We start from the raw sequence: 18,770 nt of genomic DNA, 5'->3' as shown, positions 1-18,770 counted from the left end.
GGTTCAAGGGGTAGGGCGTGCGCCAGGTCGGATGGCAGGGCGTGCGCCAGGTCGCGGACGAGCGGACGGCCCGGGTCGCGAGGACCCGGGCCGTCCGCTGACAGGGGCAGGCGTACGAGAGCTGAATCAGAGGGTGCGGTGCGGGTAGCCGGCGGTGCCGGGCTCCGGGACGACCTCGACCTCGGTCACCACGTACTCCGTGTCGGTCGTGGCGGTGGTCGGCCGGCCGTCCTCGTCGGTGTCGGAGCGCCGCTTCGCGGCCACGGCGGCTCCGGCCGCCGCCGCCCCGGCCACCGCGGCGCCCGCCGCCACGGCCTTGCCGGACACGCCGGCGCTGCCGCTGTCGCCGCGGGTGGCGGCGGCGTGCTCGACGCCCGGCGTGCCGACACCGACGCCGCTGTCGACCGTGCCGCGCCAGGCGCCGGTCTCCACGCCCCGTTCCTCGATGTACGTCTTGAACTTCCGCAGGTCGGATTCGGCCTGCCGCTCGATGATGTTGAGCTTGTCGCCGGCCTTCTCGAGCAGGCCCTCGGGCTCGTACTCCAGGTGCAGCCGGACCATCGTGCGGTCCGCGTCGACGGGCTGGAAGTAGACCGCGCCGGCGTTGGTCACGCCCTCGGTGGCCGCCCAGGCCACCTTCTGGTCGGGCACCTGCTCCAGCACCTTGGCGTCCCACTCGCGCTGGACGCCACCGATCTCGGCGACCCAGTGCATTCGCCTGTCGTCGAGCTGGCGCACCTCACGCACGCCCCCCATGAAGCGGGGGAACTCCTCGAACTGCGTCCACTGGTTGTACGCGGTGCTGACCGGAACCTGTACTTCGATGGACTTCTCGACCTTCGTGGTCATGGGCAATCCTCCTCGTCAGGTCGAACCGCTCTCGTCGGTGGGAGAGCCGTCCTCGTCAATAGGACTCCTACCCCCGGCGAGGGCCCTCAACCGCCGGACCTGCCGGGACGCCACATCGGACGGCGACCAGGCACCGGGACCGGGGCCGGTCAGTCGGCCTGCTCGGGAAGCCCACGCAGGTGGCGGACCGGCGAGAAGGCCACCCACAGCACCCCGGCGAGTGCGCCCGCCGTCGCGATCCACAGCGCCGGCCGTACGCCGAGGGCGGTGCCGAGCGCGCCGCCGAGCAGCGCGCCGATCGGCCGGATGCCGTAGTTGACGGTGCGCCGCGCCCCGGTCACCCGCGCCAGCAGCGCCTGCGGGGTGAGCGCGGTCTGCACCGAGCCGCCCACGATGTCGAGCATCATCACCCCGACGGCGGAGAGGAACTCCGCGCCGAAGAGCATCCCGAGCACCAGCGGGGTCGGCCCGCCGGCCAGCGGGACGAGCAGCAGGGGAGCGGGGAAGAGGACGAACGAGGCGACCAGCGCCGGGCCGACGCCGAAGCGGCGTACCAGCCGACCGGTGACGGTCGCGCCGATCAGCCCGCCGACCGCGCCCGCGCCCAGCACCGCGCCCAGCAGGCCGGGCGCGAGGTGCAGTTCCTGCGTCGCGTAGAGCACGAAGAGCGCGATGAACATGAAGTTGAACAGGTTCACGGTGGTGGTGCCGAGCAGGATCGCGCGCATCATCGGCGTCCGCACGATGAACGCCAGCCCCGCGCCGAGGGCGAGGCCACCGCCGCGCGCGGGCGCCGGCTCCGTCGGCCGGATCCGCCCGAGGAAGTACGCGGACACCACGTACGACAGCGCGTCGGCGACCAGGGCGATCGGGGCGGTGAGCACCTGCACGAGGACGCCACCGATGCTCGGCCCGGCCACCAGGGACATCGCCCGGCTGCCGTTGACCAGGGTGTTCGCCTCCACGTAGTCGGGTCGGGCCACGATGGACACGAAGAGCGGCCCCCGGGCGACCTCGAAGAACACGGCGAGCGTGCCGACGGCGAAGGCCGCCGCGTAGAGCTGAGCCATCGTGAGCACGCCGAGCAGGTGGGCGACCGGCACCGCGACGAGCAGCAGCGCGCGGCCGAGGTCGGTGAGGATCATGACCCGGCGCTTGTGCGGGTACCGGTCCACCCAGGCGCCGGCGAGAAGCGGAAAGAGCAGGTTCGGGGCGAGCGCGGCGGCGGTCAGGTAGCCCATCTCGGCGGCCGTCGCGTCGAACACCAGCACGGCCAGCAGCGGCAGGGCCAGGGTGGAGATCTCGTCGCCGAAGTACGACACCGACTGCGCGGACCAGTACCGGCGGAACACGCGCTCGCGCAGCAGCCGCGGCAGCGGACCGCGTCGGGTCGGGCCGCCGGGCGGGGCGGCGCCCGGGGCGACGGTGGCCCCGCCGCTCACGGCTGGTCGCCCGGCTCCTCGCCGGCGGACCCGGCGCGCGGGGCGCCCGTCCCGGCGGCGGTGAGGCCGGCGGTCCCGGAGTGCGGGGACGCCGTCTCGGCAGGCGGTTCGGCGGGGGGTTCCGTCGGTGGTGGGTCGGTGAGGACGGCCAGCTGCACGAGGGTGACCTTCCGGCTGTCGGCCGGTCGCTTCGTCGGGTCGGTGACCCGGTCGTCGTACTCGGCGAGCAGAGCCTCGATGCGCTCGGTCAGCCGGCCCATCTCGTCGGCGGTCACGTACAGCGGCCGGTCGGTGAACCCGGTGACCGCCCGCCAGGCGACCGGCTCGTCGGCCCGCCGGGCGAGGAACTCCTCGGCACGGCGGGTGTAGAGGGCGAGCTGCGTCGCGCTCAGGGCGTCGGTGGCGGCACGTACCTGCGGGTCGTCGGAGGCGTCGTCCCAGGAGGTGTTGTGCGCGGTGGCCCGCCAGGGCCGCTCCCGGGCGTCGGCGCCGGGCACCCGCTCGGCGAGCCCGTACTTGGCGAGCTGCCGGAGGTGGAACGAGCAGTTCGGCACGCTCTCGCCGAGCCGCTCGGCGGTCTGGGTGGCGGTCAGCGGGCCGTGCTGGCGCAGCAGCCCGATGAGGGCCATCCGCAGCGGGTGCGCGTAGCCGCGCAGGGCCTTGGGGTCGGAGAGCTTCACCTCGGGCAGCGACATACGCTAAAGCTATCTTTATAAAGATGTCTTTAGCAATGCCGCAGGGTGCACCACGAAGGACGACGCCTGCGCCACCCACCCGCGCGACGCCGTTCCGGAGGCATCAGCCAAAGGTGATCAGGACGCCATGGACGTCAAGAGCGCCCGGTAGCGTCCATGGCGTTCTGATCACCAGGGAAATCGCCGGGAAAGGGCGCCTGGCGGGGGCAGCGGGGTGGCCCCGGGGCACCCGCGCGGGCAGCCAGGGGGATTGGTCCGGAGCGGGGGCGGCGGCAGGGGCCTCAGGCGCCGGTGGCGATGCCCCGGGCGGGCGGGGGCAGCCTCAGGCTCTGGCGGCGAGGCCCCAAAGCGGGTGGGGCAGCCTCAGGCGTCGGCGGCGAGGCCCCGGGGCGGGCGGGGCGTCAGGTGTAGATGGTGGTGGCGTATTGCGGACCGTAGTGGCGTTCCAGGTCGGCCAGGCTCTCGGCCGGGTTCTCGACCTCCTTGATCAGCCGGGCCCGGGACGGCAGCGCGTCCGGCTGCCAGCTCTCCGGCTGCCACAGCTGCGAGCGCAGGAACGCCTTCGCGCAGTGGTAGAAGATCTGCTCGATCTCCACCATCACGGCGAGGACCGGGCGGTGCCCCTTCACCACCATGTCGTCGAACCACGGCGCGTCGCGGACCAGGCGGGCCCGGCCGTTGATCCGCAGCGTGTCCGTGCGGCCGGGGATCAGGAAGATCAACCCGACGTGCGGGTTGTCCAGGATGTTGCGGTAGCCGTCGGCGCGCCTGTTGCCCGGCCGCTCCGGGATGGCGATGGTCCGCTCGTCCAGCACCATCGCGAAACCGGGCGGATCGCCCTTCGGCGAGACGTCACAACTGCCGTCCGGGCCCGCCGTCGCCACCAGGCAGAACGGCGACGCGGCCAGCCACTCCCGGTCCCGGGCGTGCAGGACGGGCCGCTCCTTGGTCAGCGCGCGCGGCATCGGCGCCCCCAGCAGCTCGCGCAGTTCCTCGTGCGAGGTGATCTCCACCGTCACGTGATCCTCCCCCGTGCGTTGACTCCGGTGGCGGCGTGTCCGCCATCAGTGAGCGTAGAGCGCGACCAGCGCGAGGTTTGTCCCTCCGGGGCGGGGGTACCGCCTCATCCGACCCGCCCGGAGAGACCGAGCAGTGGAGGCCCGATGGAGAGCCGGCTCAAGGTGCTGGGTCATCCCGTCCACCCGATGCTTGTCATGTTCCCCGTCGGCCTGCTGGTCACCGCGGTCCTGTTCGACCTGGTGGACACCGTCGGCGGGCCGGAATTCCTCGGCGAGGTCGCGTACTGGAACATCACCGTCGGTCTGATCGGCGGCCTGCTGGCCGCGGCGGCCGGGACGTTCGACCTGCTGGCCATCCCGCCGGCCACCCGCGCGAAGCGGGTGGCGTTGACCCATGCCGCCGCCAACGTGGCGGTGATCCTGCTCTTCGCCGCGATCTGGGTGGTCCGGCTCAACGCCGACTCCCGGGCCGCCGGGGGCGCGCTGATCGCCATCGAGGTGGTCGCGCTGGCCATCCTCGGCGTCAGCGCCTGGCTGGGCGGGGAACTGGTCGACCGGCTCGGCGTCGGCGTGGACCGGGAGGCCGGGCTGGACGCGCCCAGCTCACTGCGTCCCCCGGCGGCCACCCACCGGATCGGGGAGGCGCGATGAGCGAGCGCGGCGGGCGGATCATCGAACTCGGCGGGGCATGAGCGAGCGCAGCGGAGGATCGGCATGAGCGAGCAGAGCGGCGGGGCCGGCCGGGGCTGGCGCGGCCGGCAGCAGGGTTGGGACCCGATGGGCGAACTCCAGTCCCTGCGTTCGGAGCTACGCCGGCTGGTCGGCGGCCGGACCGGGCCGCCGGACGTCGAGATGGCCGAGACCGCCGACGGCTGGGAGGTCGTCGTGCGGCTGCCCGGGGTGGCGCCGGAGGAGGTGGCCGTCGAAGTGGACGACCGCGAACTCTGCGTCCGGGCCCGCTCCGAGGCCGAGGTCAACGCCGACCACGGCATCCCCGGCGGCTTCGAGACCCGGGGCTTCGAGTACCGGGTCGACCTGCCGTCCCGGGTGGACCCCGGCAGCATCGACGCGGTCATGGACCACGGCCTGCTCCGGGTGCGGCTGCCGCGGGCCGCCCGGCCCGCCCCGCGCACCATCACCGTCGGCCGCACCGGCCCCCGATCCGCCGGCCCCGACGGTGGTACGCCGAGCGTCGTCGACCCGGCCGCGGACCGGGAGATGCACCACCCGGACATCGCCGTCGGCGAGACCGACCGGCCGTAACGAGCCGCGTGGGCACCCCGAACCTGCTCGGCCCGGCCACCGGGCGCGTGCCCGGCGTCGAGCGGATCGCCGTGCTGCGCGCCAACGCGCTCGGGGACTTCATCTTCGTCCTGCCGGCGCTGGACGCGCTGCGGGCCGCGTACCCGGAAGCGGAGATCGTGCTGCTCGGCGCGCCGTGGCACGCGAAGCTCTGGCGCGACCGGCCCGGGCCGGTGGACCGCGTGCTGGTGGTGCCGCCCGCGCCGGGGATCCGGGGTCCCGATCCGGGCGAGCCGGAGTCGGCGCCGGACGACTTCCTCGCCGCAGCCCGCGAGGAGCGCTTCGACCTGGCGGTGCAGCTGCACGGCGGCGGCGCCAACTCCAACCCGTTCGTCGGTGCCCTCGGCGCGCGGGTCACCGCGGGGCTGCGGGCCGAGGACGCGCCGCCGCTGGACCGCTGGATCCGGTACGTCTACTACCAGCACGAGGTGATCCGCTACCTGGAGGTGGTCGGCCTGGTCGGCGCGGGCGCCACCACGATCGTGCCGGCGCTGACCGTGACCGACGCCGACCGGGCCGAGGCGGCCGAGGTGCTCGGCCCGGCGGAGCGGCCGAGGGTGGCGTTGCACCCCGGCGCCACGGACACCCGCCGGCGGTGGCCCGCCGAACGCTTCGCCGAGGTGGCCCGCGAGCTGGTCGGCGACGGGTACGAGGTGCTGGTGACGGGCACCCCCGCCGAGCAGGAGGTGGTGGACCGGGTGGTCGCGGCGGCCGGGGTGCCGGTCCGGCCGCAGGTGGGCACGCTCAGCCTCGGCGGGCTGGCCGGCTGCTACGCGGGCTGCGAGCTGGTGGTCTCCAACGACACCGGGCCACTGCACCTGGCCGCCGCCGTGGGCACCGCGACCGTCGGCGTCTACTGGGTCGGCAACCTGATCACGGTGGCGAACCTGCTGCGCGGCCGGCACCGGCCGATCAGCTCGTGGACGGTGCTCTGCCCGGTCTGCGGGGTGGACTGCACCCCGGGCATCTACCCGCACCGCCCCGGCGACGGCGAGTGCCCGCACCGGGACTCCTTCGTCATCGACGTGCCGGTGGTCGAGGTCCTGGAGGCGGCCCGCGAGCTGCTCCGCCCGGAGCCCGGCGCCCCCTGAACGCCTCGCGTCCCCCGGCGCCGCCGCGCCGCGTGCTCCAAGCCGCCGCGCCGCGCCTTCCGGCACGCCGCGCCGCCTGCTCCGGGGCCGCCACGCCGCCGCACTCAGGCCGGCTGGGCCGTCTCCTCCTCGGCGAGCACGACCTCCCACGCCTCCACGTCCCGGTCGGTCACGGTGGTCGGCGACTCCAGGTGGTACGCGCCGCTGGGCAGGACGCCGGCGCCGCCGAAGCGCGCCAGCACGGCGAGCTGGGCGGCGACGTCCTCGCCCTGGTGCTTCTCGTGCACCCGCCGCCAGAAGTCGAACCCGCCGGAGTCGACCAGCTTCGCCCGGTCGTAGAGCACGCAACCGCCGATCCAGGACACCTTGTACGCCCGCCAGGCACCCGCCGGCAGGTTCCGCTCGCGCGTGACGTGCAGCAGGTTCGCCGCCGAGTGGATCGACGCCCGGTCCCACTGCGGGGTGCCCGGCCGGATCCGCTCCGGGGTGGGCGGCCCGGTCCACTCCTCGTAGTGCCGGTGCGTCTCCGGCCGGACGTCGTCGGCGTACGACAGCCCGTGCACCGCGTTGCCGACGAAACCGCAGCCCAGTTCCTCGATGGCGGTGACCAGCCGGCGCAGCGTCCCCGGCTCCAGCCAGACGTCGTCGTCGAGGCAGAGCACGTACCGGGCGGCGGACGCGGCCAGCAGGTACGCCCGGTGCTCGGCCAGCCCGCGCCGGGGCAGCCGACGGGTCAGCAGCACGGGGTGCCCCCGCTGGCGCAGCACCCGGACCATGGTGGCCGCCGCCGGGTGCCGGTACGTGGCGTCGCCGTCGGACTGGTCGCTGACGACCACCCCGAAGCCGGGCACGCCCTCCTGGGCGGCCAGCCCGGAGAGGGTTACCGCCAGCTCGGCGGGGCGGTTGCGGGTCGGGATCAGCACGTCGAGCAGCCGGTCCGCGCGGAACCCCCCGGCCGCGCCGAGGTCGAGCGGGCGGCTCACGACGGCTTGCTCGTCAGGGAGGTGTCCTCCTGGGGTTCCTGGCCGTGCGCCCGGATCCGGTCGATGATCGCCGAGGTGGACCGGTCGGGCACGTACCCGAGGGTGCGTACCTGCCCGCCGAGCCGGCGTACCAGCGGCGCCTCCGGCACCATCTCCGGCGGGTAGTCGCCGCCCTTGACGTACACGTCGGGGCAGACCGTCTCGATGAGCCCCGCCGGGGAGTCCTCCTCGAAGACCACCACGTGGTCGACGCACGCCAGCGCGGCGAGCAGGGCGATGCGGTCCTCGACCGGGTTCACCGGCCGGTCCGGGCCCTTCAGCCGGCGTACGCTGCCGTCGGAGTTGACCGCCACCACCAGCAGGTCGCCGAGCGCGCGGGCCTGCTCCAGGTAGCGCACGTGGCCGCGGTGCAGCACGTCGAAGCAGCCGTTGGTGAAGACGATCGCGCGGCCGGCCCGGCGGTGTTCCGCGACGAGCGCGGCCAGCTCGTCGGTGCCGACCAGTGCCCGGTGGCCCGCCCCGTCGACCGGTGCGTCCAGCGCGACGAGCAGGTCCTCCCGGCGGCACACGCAGGTGCCGGTGTCCGAGACGGTGATGGTCGCGGCGAGCTGGGCCAGCTGGGCGGCGGTGGGCAGCGGCGCGTCGGCGGCCAGCGCCAGCGTCATCGCCGCCAGGTACGCGTCGCCCGCCCCGACCGCGTGGCTGGCCGGCACCGGGGTGCTGTGGCTGCGCCGGGGCTCGCCGTCCGCCCCACCGACCACCGCGCCGTCGGTGTCCAGGGTCACCGCCACCACGTCCGCGCCGGTGTGCGCGCGCAGCTCGGCGAGGCGGGACTCGGCCAGCACGGCCCGGTCGACGCCCGCGCCGGCCGTGGCGTTCACGGTGACGCCGGTACCGGTCACGGTGAGCCCGTCCCCGGTCATCGCCACCCGGCCCTCGCCGGCCGTCGGCTCGCCGGTCGCCCCGAGCGCGGCCGGGCCCGCCGTCAGGCCGGCTGCGCCGTCGGTCGGGCCCGCCGTGTCGCCGGTGCGGCCCGTCGTGTCGCCTGCGCCGCCGGCCGGGTCCGCTGCGTTGTCGGTCGGGTCGGACGCGGCGGAGCGGTGGGCGTCCTGGTGCGGCCCGCCGCCCGGGGCGACGCCCACCGTGAGTTCGGAGGGGCCGTCGGCCGGGTCGCCGTCCGGGTGGTCCAGGTGCAGTCCCGCACCGGCTGCCGGGCGGGCACCGGCGGCCCGGGCGAGCAGCCGGGTCGCCTCGGCGAAGCTGGGGGTCACCACGGTCGGGGCCAGGCCACGCCAGTCGGCCAGGTCGTGGGCGTCCAGCGCGACCGTCGCGTACCGCTCCCGGTGCGTCACCAGCCAGGCGCGCACCGGTGCGGGCAGCGCGCCCAGCCCGTAGTCGCAGACCACCAGGGTGGGCGCCTCGCCGCCCGCGGCGCGCAGCTCCTCGGTGGCGCAGTCCAGCGCGGTGAGCAACCGGCCCACCCCGTCGGCGTCGAGCGCGTCGTCGGCGTCGCCGGAGTCCTCCCGGAGCAGGATCTGGTTGCCGGCCAGCATGCGCCGCTTCACCGGCGTCGGGCGTGCGGGCTGGTTGACCGTACGGTCCCAGACGCCGGCCCGGTCCAAGCAGTCGTGCAGTTCGTCGCCGGCGACGTCCGCGCCGACCGGCGCCACCAGCACCGCCCGACCCCCGAGCGCGGCGACGTTGACGGCGGTGTTCGCCGCCCCGCCGGCCGCGGAGATCCGCCGGCGCAGGGTGAGGACCGGGGCGGGTGCCTCCCGGCACAGCCGGTCGGACTCGGCGAAGCGCCACTCGTCGAGCATGGCGTCGCCGACCACCAGGACGGGACGACCCAGCCAGCCCTCCACCACCGTGGCGAGCCGGCGCTGTTCCGCTGCTCCTCCTGCCATGCCGTCCCGGGTCCCCCGGGGCATCCGGGCCAAACCTGCCGCCGCCGGGGAGGGGTTTCGGGCACCGGGCCCCGGGAAGGGACGGACGGTACCCCCGGAGAGGAGAGACACCGAGATGGCAGCGACGACACTTCAGGGCAAGCGGATCGCGTTCCTGGCCGCCGACGGCGTCGAGGAGGTCGAGTACGTCCAGCCCCGCGAGGCGGTGGAGCTGGCCGGCGCCACGGTGGAGCTGGTCTCGCTCAAGCCCGGCACCATCCAGTCCTTCAACCACCTGGACCAGTCCAAGACGTACGACGTGGACGTGACCGTGGCCGACGCGGACGCCGGCGGCTACGACGCGCTGGTGCTGCCCGGCGGGGTGGCGAACCCGGACTTCCTGCGGACCGACGCGGCCGCGGTGCGCTTCGTCAGGGCGTTCTTCGACGCCGGCAAGCCGGTCGGGGTGATCTGCCATGGGCCGTGGACGCTCATCGAGGCGGACGTGGTGCGGGGCCGCCGGCTCACCTCCTGGCCCAGCCTGCGCACCGACCTGGTCAACGCCGGCGCGGACTGGGTCGACGAGCAGGTCGTCACGGACGGCGGTCTGGTCAGCAGCCGTAAACCGGACGATCTGCCGGCCTTCTGTGCCAAGATCGTCGAAGAGTTCGCCGAGGGCCCGCACTCGTCCCGCTGACCGATCGTTGGTCGTGAGGTCGGTGGCCGCCACCGGCCTCACGACCGACGAGGTGCCCGCCGGTCCGCACGCATGTTTCGGGTGAGCGGGGAAAGGAGGCGGGATGACCACGGAAGCCCCGGCGCTCGGCGGGCGGCAGATCCGGCTGCTGATGTTCGGCCTGATGACCGGCATGCTGCTGGCCGCGCTCGACCAGACCATCGTCGGCACCGCGCTGCCGACCATCGTCGGCGAGCTGGGCGGGATCAACCACTACTCGTGGGTGGTGACCGCGTACCTGCTCGCCTCCACGGCCTCGACGCCGCTCTACGGCAAGATGGCCGACCTGTACGGGCGACGCCCCGTCTTCCTCTTCTCCATCGGCACGTTCCTGCTCGGCTCGCTGCTGGCCGGCCTGTCGCAGGACATGACCCAGCTCATCGTCACCCGGGGGGTCCAGGGCCTCGGCGCCGGCGGCCTGATGACGCTCGCGTTCACCATCATCTCGGACGTGGTGTCGCCCCGGGAGCGCGGCCGCTACCAGGGCCTGTTCGGGGCGGTCTTCGGCCTCTCCTCGGTCGCCGGCCCGCTGGTCGGCGGCTACTTCGCCGAGACCGACTGGCGGTGGATCTTCTACATCAACGTGCCGCTGGGGATCCTGGCGATCATCGTGTGCTCCCGGGTGCTGCGGCTGATCCCGTTCACCCGGCGCGACCACTCGATCGACTGGCTCGGCGCGGCGCTGCTGGTCGCCGGGGTGAGCAGCCTGCTGCTCGCGCTGAGCTGGGGCGGCAACGAGTACGCCTGGGGCTCCGGGGTGATCATCGGCCTCTTCGTCGCGGGCGCGGTGCTCGGCGTGCTCTTCGTGCTCCAGGAGGCCCGGGTGGCCGAGCCGATCCTGCCGCTGCGGCTGTTCCGCAGCGCCACGTTCGCGCTGGCCAACTCGGCAGGCTTCGTGCTCGGCCTGGTGATGTTCGGCTCGATCATCTTCATCCCGCTCTACCTCCAGATCGTGCGGGGCGCCTCGCCCACCCGCAGCGGCCTGTTGATGCTGCCGATGATGGCCGGCATCATCGTCACCTCGGTGCTGACCGGCCGGGCGATGAGCCGGATCGGGCGGTACAAGTGGTTCCCGGTGTCCGGCGCGGCGGTGCTGCTGGTCGGCATGCTGCTGTTCACCCGGCTGGAGGTGGACACCTCGCTCTGGGTGGCCTTCGGTTTCATGGTCGTGATCGGGGTCGGGCTGGGGCTCTGCATGCAGTCGCTGATCCTGGCCGTGCAGAACTCCGTGTCGATGCGTGACCTGGGCGCCGGCACCTCGTCGGCGACGTTCTTCCGGTCGCTGGGCGGCTCGTTCGGCGTCGCCATCCTCGGCGCGGTGCTGTCGTCGCGGCTCACCTCGGAACTCGCCGACCGGCTGCCGGGCGCGATCGCCGTACTGCCGCCGGAGCAGCAGGCCGCTGTCGCGGCGAGCGGCGGGGCGGACGTCTCGGTCAACGACCCGGCGACCATCCTGGCGCTCCCCGCCCCGGTGCGCGCGGCCGTCCAGGCGGCGTTCGTCGAGTCGCTGCACCTGGTCTTCCTGACCACCGGCCTGATCGCGATCGTGGCGGTGCTGGTCACCCTGGCGCTGCCGAACGAGAAGCTGCGCGGCGCTGGCCCGGGCGGCGCCACGGGCGGCACGGACGGCCTCGGCGGCGAGGGCCCGGCGCCCGGCGGCAAGCCCCTGTCCAAGGAGTCGAAGCAGGAGGCCGCCGCCGAGATGGAGGCGAAGAGCCAGACGATGCTCTGAGCCGGGCCGGCGGGGCCGGCCGTGAGACGCCGCCCGGCCTACTTGAGGATCAGCCGGTTGGTCTGCTCGAAGACGTCCAGGTCGGCGACGGTTTCGGCGACGCTCGCGGAGAGCGGGGCCGGCAGCTGCGCCCGGTGGAAGAAGCCCGCGTCGGTCGTCTCGTCGGTGACCCGGGTCAGCTCGCCGTCCCACTCGTCGACCCGGAACGCGGTCGTGAAGATCTGGTACGTGTGGCCGTACATGTTGGTGTGGGTGCGGTCCGGGCCCGTGTAGAGGGCGAAGGCGCTGACCCGCAGCGCGCGCAGCCCGGTCTCCTCGCGTACCTCCCGGACGGCGCAGTCGGCGATCGACTCGCCCAGCTCCATCGCCCCGGCGGGCAGGGCCCACTGCCCGTTGTCGGAGCGCTGGATCAGCAGGAGGCGCCCCGCGTTGTCGCGGACCACGGCGCGGGCGCCGACGAACATCAGCGTCCGGTCACCGGCGAGCGCGCGCAGCTGTCCCACGTACGAATCGGCCCAGGAGATGCTCACCCGGACAATTTACGGGGCCCGTCCGGGGGCGACCGGATTTCCAGGGTTCCCAACGTGTGACCGCCGACACTACTTTGTTACCCATGCGTAGCACGATGATGGACGCCCCGCTCCAGGTCTCCCGGATCCTGCACCACGGCACCACCGTGCACGGCACGGCGGAGGTGGTCACCTGGACGGGCGGCGAGCCGCGCCGGATGACGTACGCCGAGGTCGGGCGGATGGCGGCCCGGCTGGCCCACGCGCTGCGCGCCGAGTGCGGTGTCACCGGCGACGAGCGGGTCGCCACCTTCATGTGGAACAACGCCGAGCACCTGGTGGCGTACTTCGCGGTGCCCAGCATGGGCGCGGTGCTGCACACCCTCAACATCCGGCTCTTCCCCGACCAGGTCGCCTACATCGCCAACCACGCCGAGGACCGGGTGGTGCTGGTCGACTCGACGCTCATCCCGCTGCTGGCCCGGGTCATCGGCGAGATGACGACGGTGCGGCACGTGGTGGTGGTCGGCGGCGGCGACCCGGCTCCGCTCACGGCGGCGGCCGGCGACCGGATCGCCGTGCACCACTGGGACGCGCTGCTGGCCGACCGCCCGGACGTCTTCGACTGGCCCGAGGTGGACGAGCGTGACGCCGCCGCCCTCTGCTACACCTCGGGGACCACCGGCAACCCGAAGGGCGTCGCCTACTCGCACCGCTCGATCTACCTGCACTCGCTCCAGGTCTGCATGCCGGAGGGGTTCGGCCTCGGCCCGACCGACCGCGAGCTGGCCATCGTGCCGATGTTCCACGCCATGTCCTGGGGCCTGCCGTACGCGGCCTTCCTCTCCGGGGCGTCGCTGATCATGCCGGACCGGTTCCTCCAGGCCGCGCCGATCGCCGACATGATCGCCGCCGAGCGCCCCACCCTGGCCGGGGCGGTGCCGACCATCTGGAACGACCTGCTCGCCCACCTGGACGCCCACGACGTGGACAGCTCCTCGCTACGGGAGGTGATCGTCGGCGGCTCCGCCTGCCCGCCGGCGCTGATGCACGCGTTCGCCGACCGGCACGGCGTCGACGTCATCCACGCCTGGGGGATGACCGAGATGTCCCCGCTGGGCTCGGTCTCCCGGCCGCCGGCCGGCGCGACCGGCGAGGAGGCCTGGCGCTACCGCTACACGCAGGGCCGGGTGCCGGCCGGGGTGGAGGCCCGGATCGTCGGCCCGCTGGGCGAGCCGCTGCCCGCCGACGGGGCGTCCGTCGGCGAGCTCGAGGTCCGTGGGCCGTGGGTGACCGCGCGGTACGTCGGCGACGACGTGCCGGACGAGGAGAAGTTCCGCGACGGCTGGCTGCGAACCGGCGACGTCGGCACCCTCTCGCCGGACGGCTACATCACGCTCACCGACCGGGCCAAGGACGTCATCAAGTCCGGCGGCGAGTGGATCTCCTCGGTCGAGCTGGAGAACGCCCTGATGGCCCACCCGGCGGTGCTGGAGGCCTGCGTGGTGGGGGTGCCCGACGAGCGCTGGGGTGAGCGGCCGCTGGCCACGGTGGTGCTCCGAGAGGGGGTGGCGGCGTCGGTCGAGGAGCTGCGGGAGTTCCTCGCCGGGTCGGTGGCCCGCTGGCAGTTGCCGGAGCGCTGGGCCGTCATCGACGCGGTGCCGAAGACCAGCGTGGGCAAGTTCGACAAGAAGGTGGTGCGTTCCCGGTACGCCGGGGGCGAATTGAGTGTCCGGGAGCTTACTCTCCCGTAACGTTCTCAGGCGCACCGTCGCCTGTTGGGGTAGGGACCACTCCTGAGCTCCCTCCCCAGGGGCGGCCCCGGCGTTCGCACCGCGCCGGGGCCGCCCGCTCCATGCGGTTGCCCGCACCGTCATTGTTGCGAAACTTGTTCGCCTCTGTGTCCACTACCGGGAAATTTGCCCAGCTCAGAAGGCTTTTCGGCCTTCAGCCCGGCCGTCACTCGCCCTCGCTGGTGGTGATCAGTACCTTCCCGACCACCGAGCTCTCCACCGCCTGGTGCGCCGCGGCGGCCGCCGAGAGCGGGTGACGGTGCAGCGGCAGCCCCGCGTCCTGGCCCACCCGGATCCCGCCCTGCGCCGCCGCGGCGGCCACGTCCACCACCGCCTGGGCCTTGGCCGCCTTCGGCTCGGTGTAGACGAGGACGAACTGGAACCGCGCGTTCGGCGCCAGCAACGGCCGGATCGGCAGGGTCACCTCGTCCCCGCCGTCGTCGGCGTAGACGCAGACCGCGCCGCCGCGCCGGAGCAACTGGACGTCGACGGCGGCGTTGCGCGCCGCCGAGACCTCGACGACCGTGTGCACCCCGTCGGGGGCGATCTTGCGGACCTCCTCGACCACGTCCTGCTCCCGGTAGTTGACCACGAAGGACGCGCCGGCCGCCGCCGCCAGCTGCGCCTTCTCCGGGCTGCTGACGGTGGCGACCACGCACGCGTCCGCCCAGCGGGCGAGCTGGATGGCCGCGTTGCCCACCGCGCCCGCCCCGCCCTGCACGAGCACCGTGTGGTCGCTGAGCGCGCCCGCGTGCAGCCGGTCCGGCGTGTACTCGCCGGCGGTCAGGCAGCGGTGCGCGGTGAGGAAGGGGATGCCCAGGCAGGCGCCCAGCTCGAAGGAGGCGTCGCCGAGGGGCACCGCCTGCCGGACCGGCACCACCGTGTACTCGGCGGCGGTGCCCCAGGGCCGCTGCCACGCGGCCTCCCACAGCCAGACCCGCTCGCCGGCCAGTTCCCGGTCGACGCCCTCGCCGACCGCCTCGATCACCCCCGCGCCGTCCTGCCCGGGCGTCTGCCAGTCGCCCGGCATCGGCCCCTGCCGGCGCGTCTTCCAGTCCGTCGGGTTCACCCCCGACACGGCCACCCGCACCAGGACCTCGCCGGGGCCCGGCTCCGGCACCGGCCGGTCGAGAAGTTGCAGCACCGAGGCGTCGCCGGTGCGCTCGTACACGATCGCCTTCATCCCCGTCTCCTCACCCGGCGGCCCCGGCCGGGGCGCCGTCGGCTGCGGTACCCGACGGAACCGCGCTCATGCCGACACCGACCCGGCGCGAACCGGACAACCCGGCAGCCCACCGGCCCCGGCCACCCGGGCGGAACGGCCGCCGCCCACCGCGAGCCCACTGCGCGCGCGACGACGGCGGCGACGCGCGAGCCCGCTGCCTGCGGCGGCGACGCGCGACCCACTGCCCGCGGCGCCGCGCGAGGCTGTGACGGCGACGGCACCGGTGGCGCGCGGGCCCCGCTGCCCCGCGACGGCGACGAGCAAGCCCACTGCCGGCGACGGCGCGTCGAGCCTGCCTACCCGAGCCGGTCCACGGTCTCCGGGGTCAGCTCCCCGACCGAGCCCAGCACCAGCGCCGCGAGCCGCTCGGCGTCCGGGTCAAGCGGGTACGCCCCGTGCGGCACCGCCACCACCGTCATCTGAGCGGCGGCGGCCGAGCGGACGCCGTTGGACGAGTCCTCCACGGCCACGCAGCGGGCCGGGTCGACGCCCAGCCGCTCGGCGACCGCCAGGTAGACGTCGGGCGCCGGCTTGCCCCGCTCGGTCTCCTCGGTCGACAGCGTGGCGTCGAACGCCCCGGTCAGGCCCGTCGCGGCCAGCGCCGCCGCGATCAGCCGGGTCGGCGACGAACTGGCCAGCCCCAGCGGCCACCGTTCGGCCAGCCGGCGCACGACCTCGTCGGCCCCGTCGATCAGCGGTACGCGGGCCGCGTACCGCCGGGTCATCTCCTCGACCACCTCGGCGGCGACCTGCTCGGGGCTGCGGTCGACGCCCAGTTCCCCGCTGAGGTACCGGGCCCACTCGCCGGTGCTCATGCCCATCAGCCGGCGCTGGGTGTCGGGCTGCCAGGTCCCGCCGTGCGCCGCGACGTACGCCCGCCGGACCTCCTCCCAGACCGGCTCGGAGTCCACGATCACGCCGTCCAGGTCGAAGACCACCGCATCCGCCACGAACCCATCCTGCCCCATCGGTGGCGTCCGGGCCGGCGGGCGGGGGTCAGGTCCGCAGCGCGGGCAGGCCGATCGGGTTGCCCTCCGGGATGACGGTGTGGGCGGCGCGGGCGATCGGTTCGAGCAGCTCCCGCAGCCGTTCGGTGCGCTCCGGGCCCAGCGTCCGCCACGGGCGGGCGGCGGCGGCGTCGGTGGCGTCCTCGATCGCCTGGAAGCGGGACCGGCCCCGCTCGGTCGGCTCCCCGTCCGGGGTGAGCCAGCCCCGCTCGGTCAGCCGGGCGCGGGCGGCGGCCCACTGCTCCTCCGACCAGCCCCGGCCGAGCAGGTTCAGCGGGGAGATGTCGACCGCGACCCGCCAGGCCAGCGTCTCCACCGGGTCGAGGTCGGCCGCGACCAGCGCGGCGATGTGCCCGTCGCCGCGCTGCTCGCGCAGCGTGGTGGCGGCCTGCCAGAGCCGGGCCAGCGGGTACTCGCCGCGCGGCAGGGCGGCGTTGGCGGCGCCCAGCACCCGGCCGGCGGGCTCCGCCTCGGCGGCGGCGGCCTCCAGCAGCTCGGCCGCCTCGACCAGGTGCGACTCGGGCAGCTCGTAGGTCAGCTCGGCCAGCGCCTGCACCGCGCCCGTGAGCCGCGCACGCAGCGCCTCCTCCGGGGTGGCCAGCCGCCAGACGGCCGGCAGCGCCCGCGCCACCGTGTGCGGGGCGAAGTTGAAGAACGCCGCGGTCACCGGCGCGGGCTCGGCGGGCCCCAGCGGCGCGGCCCGGCCGGCGAAGTAGCCGCGCCAGAAGCCCCGCAGCCCGACCGCCTCGAAGGCGGCCCGGGCGCGGGGATGGAAGTAGGTGATCGCGTGGACCGGCTCGTAGTGGGTCCACAACATCCGGGCGGTCCGCCCCGCGTCGTCCAGCGCCGTCACGTGCACCTCCGCGTCCGGTCCGGTCATCACCCCGGACGGCCGGACCGCCCGGGGTGACGCTGAACCTACTGCCGGTGGCTGAGGGGCCGGAAGCCCTCTGTGGGCTACTGCATCAACGGCGGGCGACATCCCGGGCGAACCGGGCCGCTATCGCGGGGCAACGGCCCGGTCACGAGGGTCGACCAATTCGGTTCGCGGTCACTGGGCCGCGAGCACGTCCACCACGAAGCGCAGCGGGCCGGCCGGGCGGCCGCCGGCGGCGTTCTCGCCGTACGCCAGCTCGGCCGGGATGTCGAGCTGGACGCGGCTGCCGACGGTCACGCCGACGAGGCCCTGGTCCCAGCCCGGGATGACCTGGCCGACGCCGATGGCGAAGGTCGCCGGCTGGCCGCCGCTCCACGACGAGTCGAACTCCTTGCCGTCCTTGTAGAAGACGCCGACGTAGTTCGTGGTGATCGTCTGGCCCTTCTGCACCGCCGGGCCGGTGCCCTTGATCAGCGGGGTCACGGTGAGCTTCTTCAGCTCGCCCTTGCCGGCGGCGACGGTCGGCTTGCTGCCCAGGGCCGGGTCCGCCCCCTGCGGGAGCTGCGGGGCGGGGGGCGCGTCGGCGGCGGGGGCGCTGGCGGACGGGGCCGCCGACGGGGCGCCGGCCGTCTGGTCCTTGTCGCCGTCGCTGTTGCGCCCGATCGTCACGAAGACGGTGATCAGCACCGCGACCACGGCGACCCCGGCGAGCCCGCCGGCCCAGGCCTGCCGGCGGCGCTTCGCCTCGGCCGCCTTCTGTGCGGCCAACTGGGCGGCCAGCCGCCGCTCCGACTTCTGGGACCGGTTCTGCGTACGCTCGCTCACGGCGTCGACTCCCTGCTGCGAAGGTGGTGGCCGGCATCGGAGTGCCGGGGGAAAGCCGACGCACACGGTACCCGCCCGGCCGCCCACCGCGCCGCCTCGACCGCGGCCGCTCCCGCCGCACCGGTCACGCCGGCCCCGGCACCACCATGAAGTCGGTCACGAACGAGGTGACCCGGCCGTCGGCGGTCCGCCCGATCCAGGTGCCGTAGCAGCCGTCGCCCCAACCGGACCAGACCGTCACCACGTTGGCCCCGGTCGTCTCGTCGAGCACCGCGGCGACGTGCCCCGGCACCGGCCCGCCGGTCGGCTCGTCCGCGACGAAGACGTCCGTGACCGCGTCCTCGTCCCACGCCTCCAGGGCGGCCAGCGCGGTCGGGTCGGCCAGGGTGCCGATGCCGGTGTCCACCCCGTAGCCGAACCAACCATCGGGCTTGAGGTCCGAGACGTCCTGGTCGCCGACCAGCGCCATCTCCCAGCGGACCGCCGGCTCGTCGTGGATCACCAGTTCGAGGGCGGCCACCCGCCGGTCCGCCTCGGTGTCCTCGCCCCGTACCACCGCGACCCAGGCCCGCGCCGGGTAGCGGCCGGGGGCCACCCCGACCGTGAACGGTTCGTCCTCCGGGCAGGCCACCGGGTCGCAGCCCACGACCTGCCCCGTCGGCAGCACGACGTCGCCCACCGGGTGCACCTCCATGACGTACGTGGCGTGCTCGTCGGCGAAGCGGGCGCCGGGCGTCAGCAGCCGGTGCAGGTCGGGGGTGTACGGCATGGGGTTCCTCTCGCGGCGGGGGCCGGCGGA

The 18,770-nt window shown here is 74.6% G+C and carries 15 protein-coding genes and 4 pseudogenes; 6 read left to right on the top strand and 13 right to left on the bottom strand.

All coding sequences use genetic code 11. The annotated features are described in order from the left end of the window. Positions 1–399 precede the first annotated feature (399 nt). From DER29_RS35135 to DER29_RS09580, 4 genes and pseudogenes are all read right to left on the bottom strand, one after another. Positions 400–849 (bottom strand): annotated as a pseudogene (locus DER29_RS35135) (SRPBCC family protein); the annotation flags it as partial. 149 nt (positions 850–998) lie between these two features. After that, positions 999–2,291, bottom strand: coding sequence for an MFS transporter (locus tag DER29_RS09590; protein WP_370040055.1), 1,293 nt, complete (start codon positions 2,289–2,291; stop codon positions 999–1,001). Further along, the gene (locus DER29_RS09585) at positions 2,288–2,986 is read right to left on the bottom strand and encodes a helix-turn-helix domain-containing protein (RefSeq protein WP_121397031.1); all 699 of its coding nucleotides are present in this window, start codon (positions 2,984–2,986) and stop codon (positions 2,288–2,290) included. Before DER29_RS09585 ends, DER29_RS09590 begins: the two co-directional genes overlap by 4 nt. 401 nt (positions 2,987–3,387) lie before the next feature. After that, the gene (locus tag DER29_RS09580) at positions 3,388–4,005 is read right to left on the bottom strand and encodes a pyridoxamine 5'-phosphate oxidase family protein (RefSeq protein WP_121397030.1); all 618 of its coding nucleotides are present in this window, start codon (positions 4,003–4,005) and stop codon (positions 3,388–3,390) included. Between the two features lie 144 nt (positions 4,006–4,149). Between DER29_RS09580 and DER29_RS09575 the strand changes: the two genes are divergently transcribed. The 3 genes from DER29_RS09575 (at position 4,150) to DER29_RS09565 (ending at position 6,398) form a co-directional block, all read left to right on the top strand. Then, on the top strand, positions 4,150–4,656 hold the full coding sequence (locus DER29_RS09575; protein WP_121397029.1) for a DUF2231 domain-containing protein: 507 nt from the start codon (positions 4,150–4,152) through the stop codon (positions 4,654–4,656). 63 nt (positions 4,657–4,719) lie between these two features. After that, positions 4,720–5,268, top strand: a complete 549-nt coding sequence (locus DER29_RS09570; RefSeq protein WP_121397028.1) for an Hsp20/alpha crystallin family protein — start codon at positions 4,720–4,722, stop codon at positions 5,266–5,268. Between the two features lie 8 nt (positions 5,269–5,276). Beyond that, positions 5,277–6,398: a glycosyltransferase family 9 protein gene (locus tag DER29_RS09565; RefSeq protein WP_121397027.1), complete on the top strand. Its 1,122-nt coding sequence runs from the start codon at positions 5,277–5,279 to the stop codon at positions 6,396–6,398. Positions 6,399–6,502: 104 nt separating this feature from the next. On the opposite strand, the gene DER29_RS09560 is transcribed toward DER29_RS09565, so the two are convergent. From DER29_RS09560 to DER29_RS36210, 3 genes and pseudogenes are all read right to left on the bottom strand, one after another. Beyond that, positions 6,503–7,381 carry a glycosyltransferase family 2 protein gene (locus DER29_RS09560; protein ID WP_121397026.1) on the bottom strand — a complete coding sequence of 293 codons (879 nt, stop codon included), beginning with the start codon at positions 7,379–7,381 and terminating at the stop codon, positions 6,503–6,505. Further along, a pseudogene (gene rfaE2, locus DER29_RS36215) lies at positions 7,378–8,367 on the bottom strand (D-glycero-beta-D-manno-heptose 1-phosphate adenylyltransferase); the annotation flags it as partial. The gene DER29_RS09560 and the pseudogene rfaE2, both read right to left, overlap by 4 nt. A 111-nt stretch (positions 8,368–8,478) precedes the next feature. Then, positions 8,479–9,288, bottom strand: a pseudogene (locus DER29_RS36210) (PfkB family carbohydrate kinase); the annotation flags it as partial. A 115-nt stretch (positions 9,289–9,403) separates the two neighbouring features. On the opposite strand from DER29_RS36210, the gene DER29_RS09550 reads away from it, so the two are divergent. Next, complete coding sequence (locus DER29_RS09550) at positions 9,404–9,964, top strand: type 1 glutamine amidotransferase domain-containing protein (RefSeq protein ID WP_121397025.1); 561 nt, start codon at positions 9,404–9,406, stop codon at positions 9,962–9,964. A 103-nt stretch (positions 9,965–10,067) separates the two neighbouring features. Beyond that, positions 10,068–11,735: an MDR family MFS transporter gene (locus tag DER29_RS09545; RefSeq protein WP_121397024.1), complete on the top strand. Its 1,668-nt coding sequence runs from the start codon at positions 10,068–10,070 to the stop codon at positions 11,733–11,735. A gap of 38 nt (positions 11,736–11,773) precedes the next feature. Here DER29_RS09545 and DER29_RS09540 read toward each other — a convergent pair whose 3' ends face one another. After that, positions 11,774–12,265, bottom strand: coding sequence for an NUDIX domain-containing protein (locus DER29_RS09540; RefSeq protein ID WP_121397023.1), 492 nt, complete (start codon positions 12,263–12,265; stop codon positions 11,774–11,776). 98 nt (positions 12,266–12,363) lie between these two features. Here DER29_RS09540 and DER29_RS09535 point away from each other — a divergent pair, with 98 nt between their 5' ends. After that, complete coding sequence (locus DER29_RS09535) at positions 12,364–13,998, top strand: fatty acid--CoA ligase (RefSeq protein ID WP_199729425.1); 1,635 nt, start codon at positions 12,364–12,366, stop codon at positions 13,996–13,998. A gap of 205 nt (positions 13,999–14,203) precedes the next feature. Here DER29_RS09535 and DER29_RS09530 read toward each other — a convergent pair whose 3' ends face one another. The 5 genes and pseudogenes from DER29_RS09530 to DER29_RS09510 form a co-directional block, all read right to left on the bottom strand. After that, positions 14,204–15,220 (bottom strand): NADPH:quinone reductase, encoded by a 1,017-nt coding sequence (locus DER29_RS09530; RefSeq protein WP_121397021.1) that lies wholly within the window; start codon positions 15,218–15,220, stop codon positions 14,204–14,206. 338 nt (positions 15,221–15,558) lie between these two features. Continuing rightward, the gene (locus DER29_RS09525; RefSeq protein WP_199729198.1) at positions 15,559–16,230 is read right to left on the bottom strand and encodes an HAD family phosphatase; all 672 of its coding nucleotides are present in this window, start codon (positions 16,228–16,230) and stop codon (positions 15,559–15,561) included. Positions 16,231–16,258: 28 nt separating this feature from the next. Beyond that, entirely contained in the window at positions 16,259–17,086 is an 828-nt protein-coding gene (locus tag DER29_RS09520; RefSeq protein WP_121399112.1) for a hypothetical protein, read from the bottom strand. A 234-nt stretch (positions 17,087–17,320) separates the two neighbouring features. Continuing rightward, positions 17,321–18,008: pseudogene (locus tag DER29_RS09515) on the bottom strand (FKBP-type peptidyl-prolyl cis-trans isomerase). Between the two features lie 87 nt (positions 18,009–18,095). After that, on the bottom strand, positions 18,096–18,740 hold the full coding sequence (locus DER29_RS09510) for a DUF4241 domain-containing protein (RefSeq protein ID WP_121397018.1): 645 nt from the start codon (positions 18,738–18,740) through the stop codon (positions 18,096–18,098). Between the last annotated feature and the right edge of the window lie 30 nt (positions 18,741–18,770).

It is taken from the genome of Micromonospora sp. M71_S20 (genome assembly GCF_003664255.1).
Taxonomy (GTDB): Bacteria; Actinomycetota; Actinomycetes; order Mycobacteriales; family Micromonosporaceae; genus Micromonospora.
The sequence above is the reverse complement of the archived record's forward strand: the minus strand, read 5'-3'. Positions and strand labels throughout refer to the sequence as shown.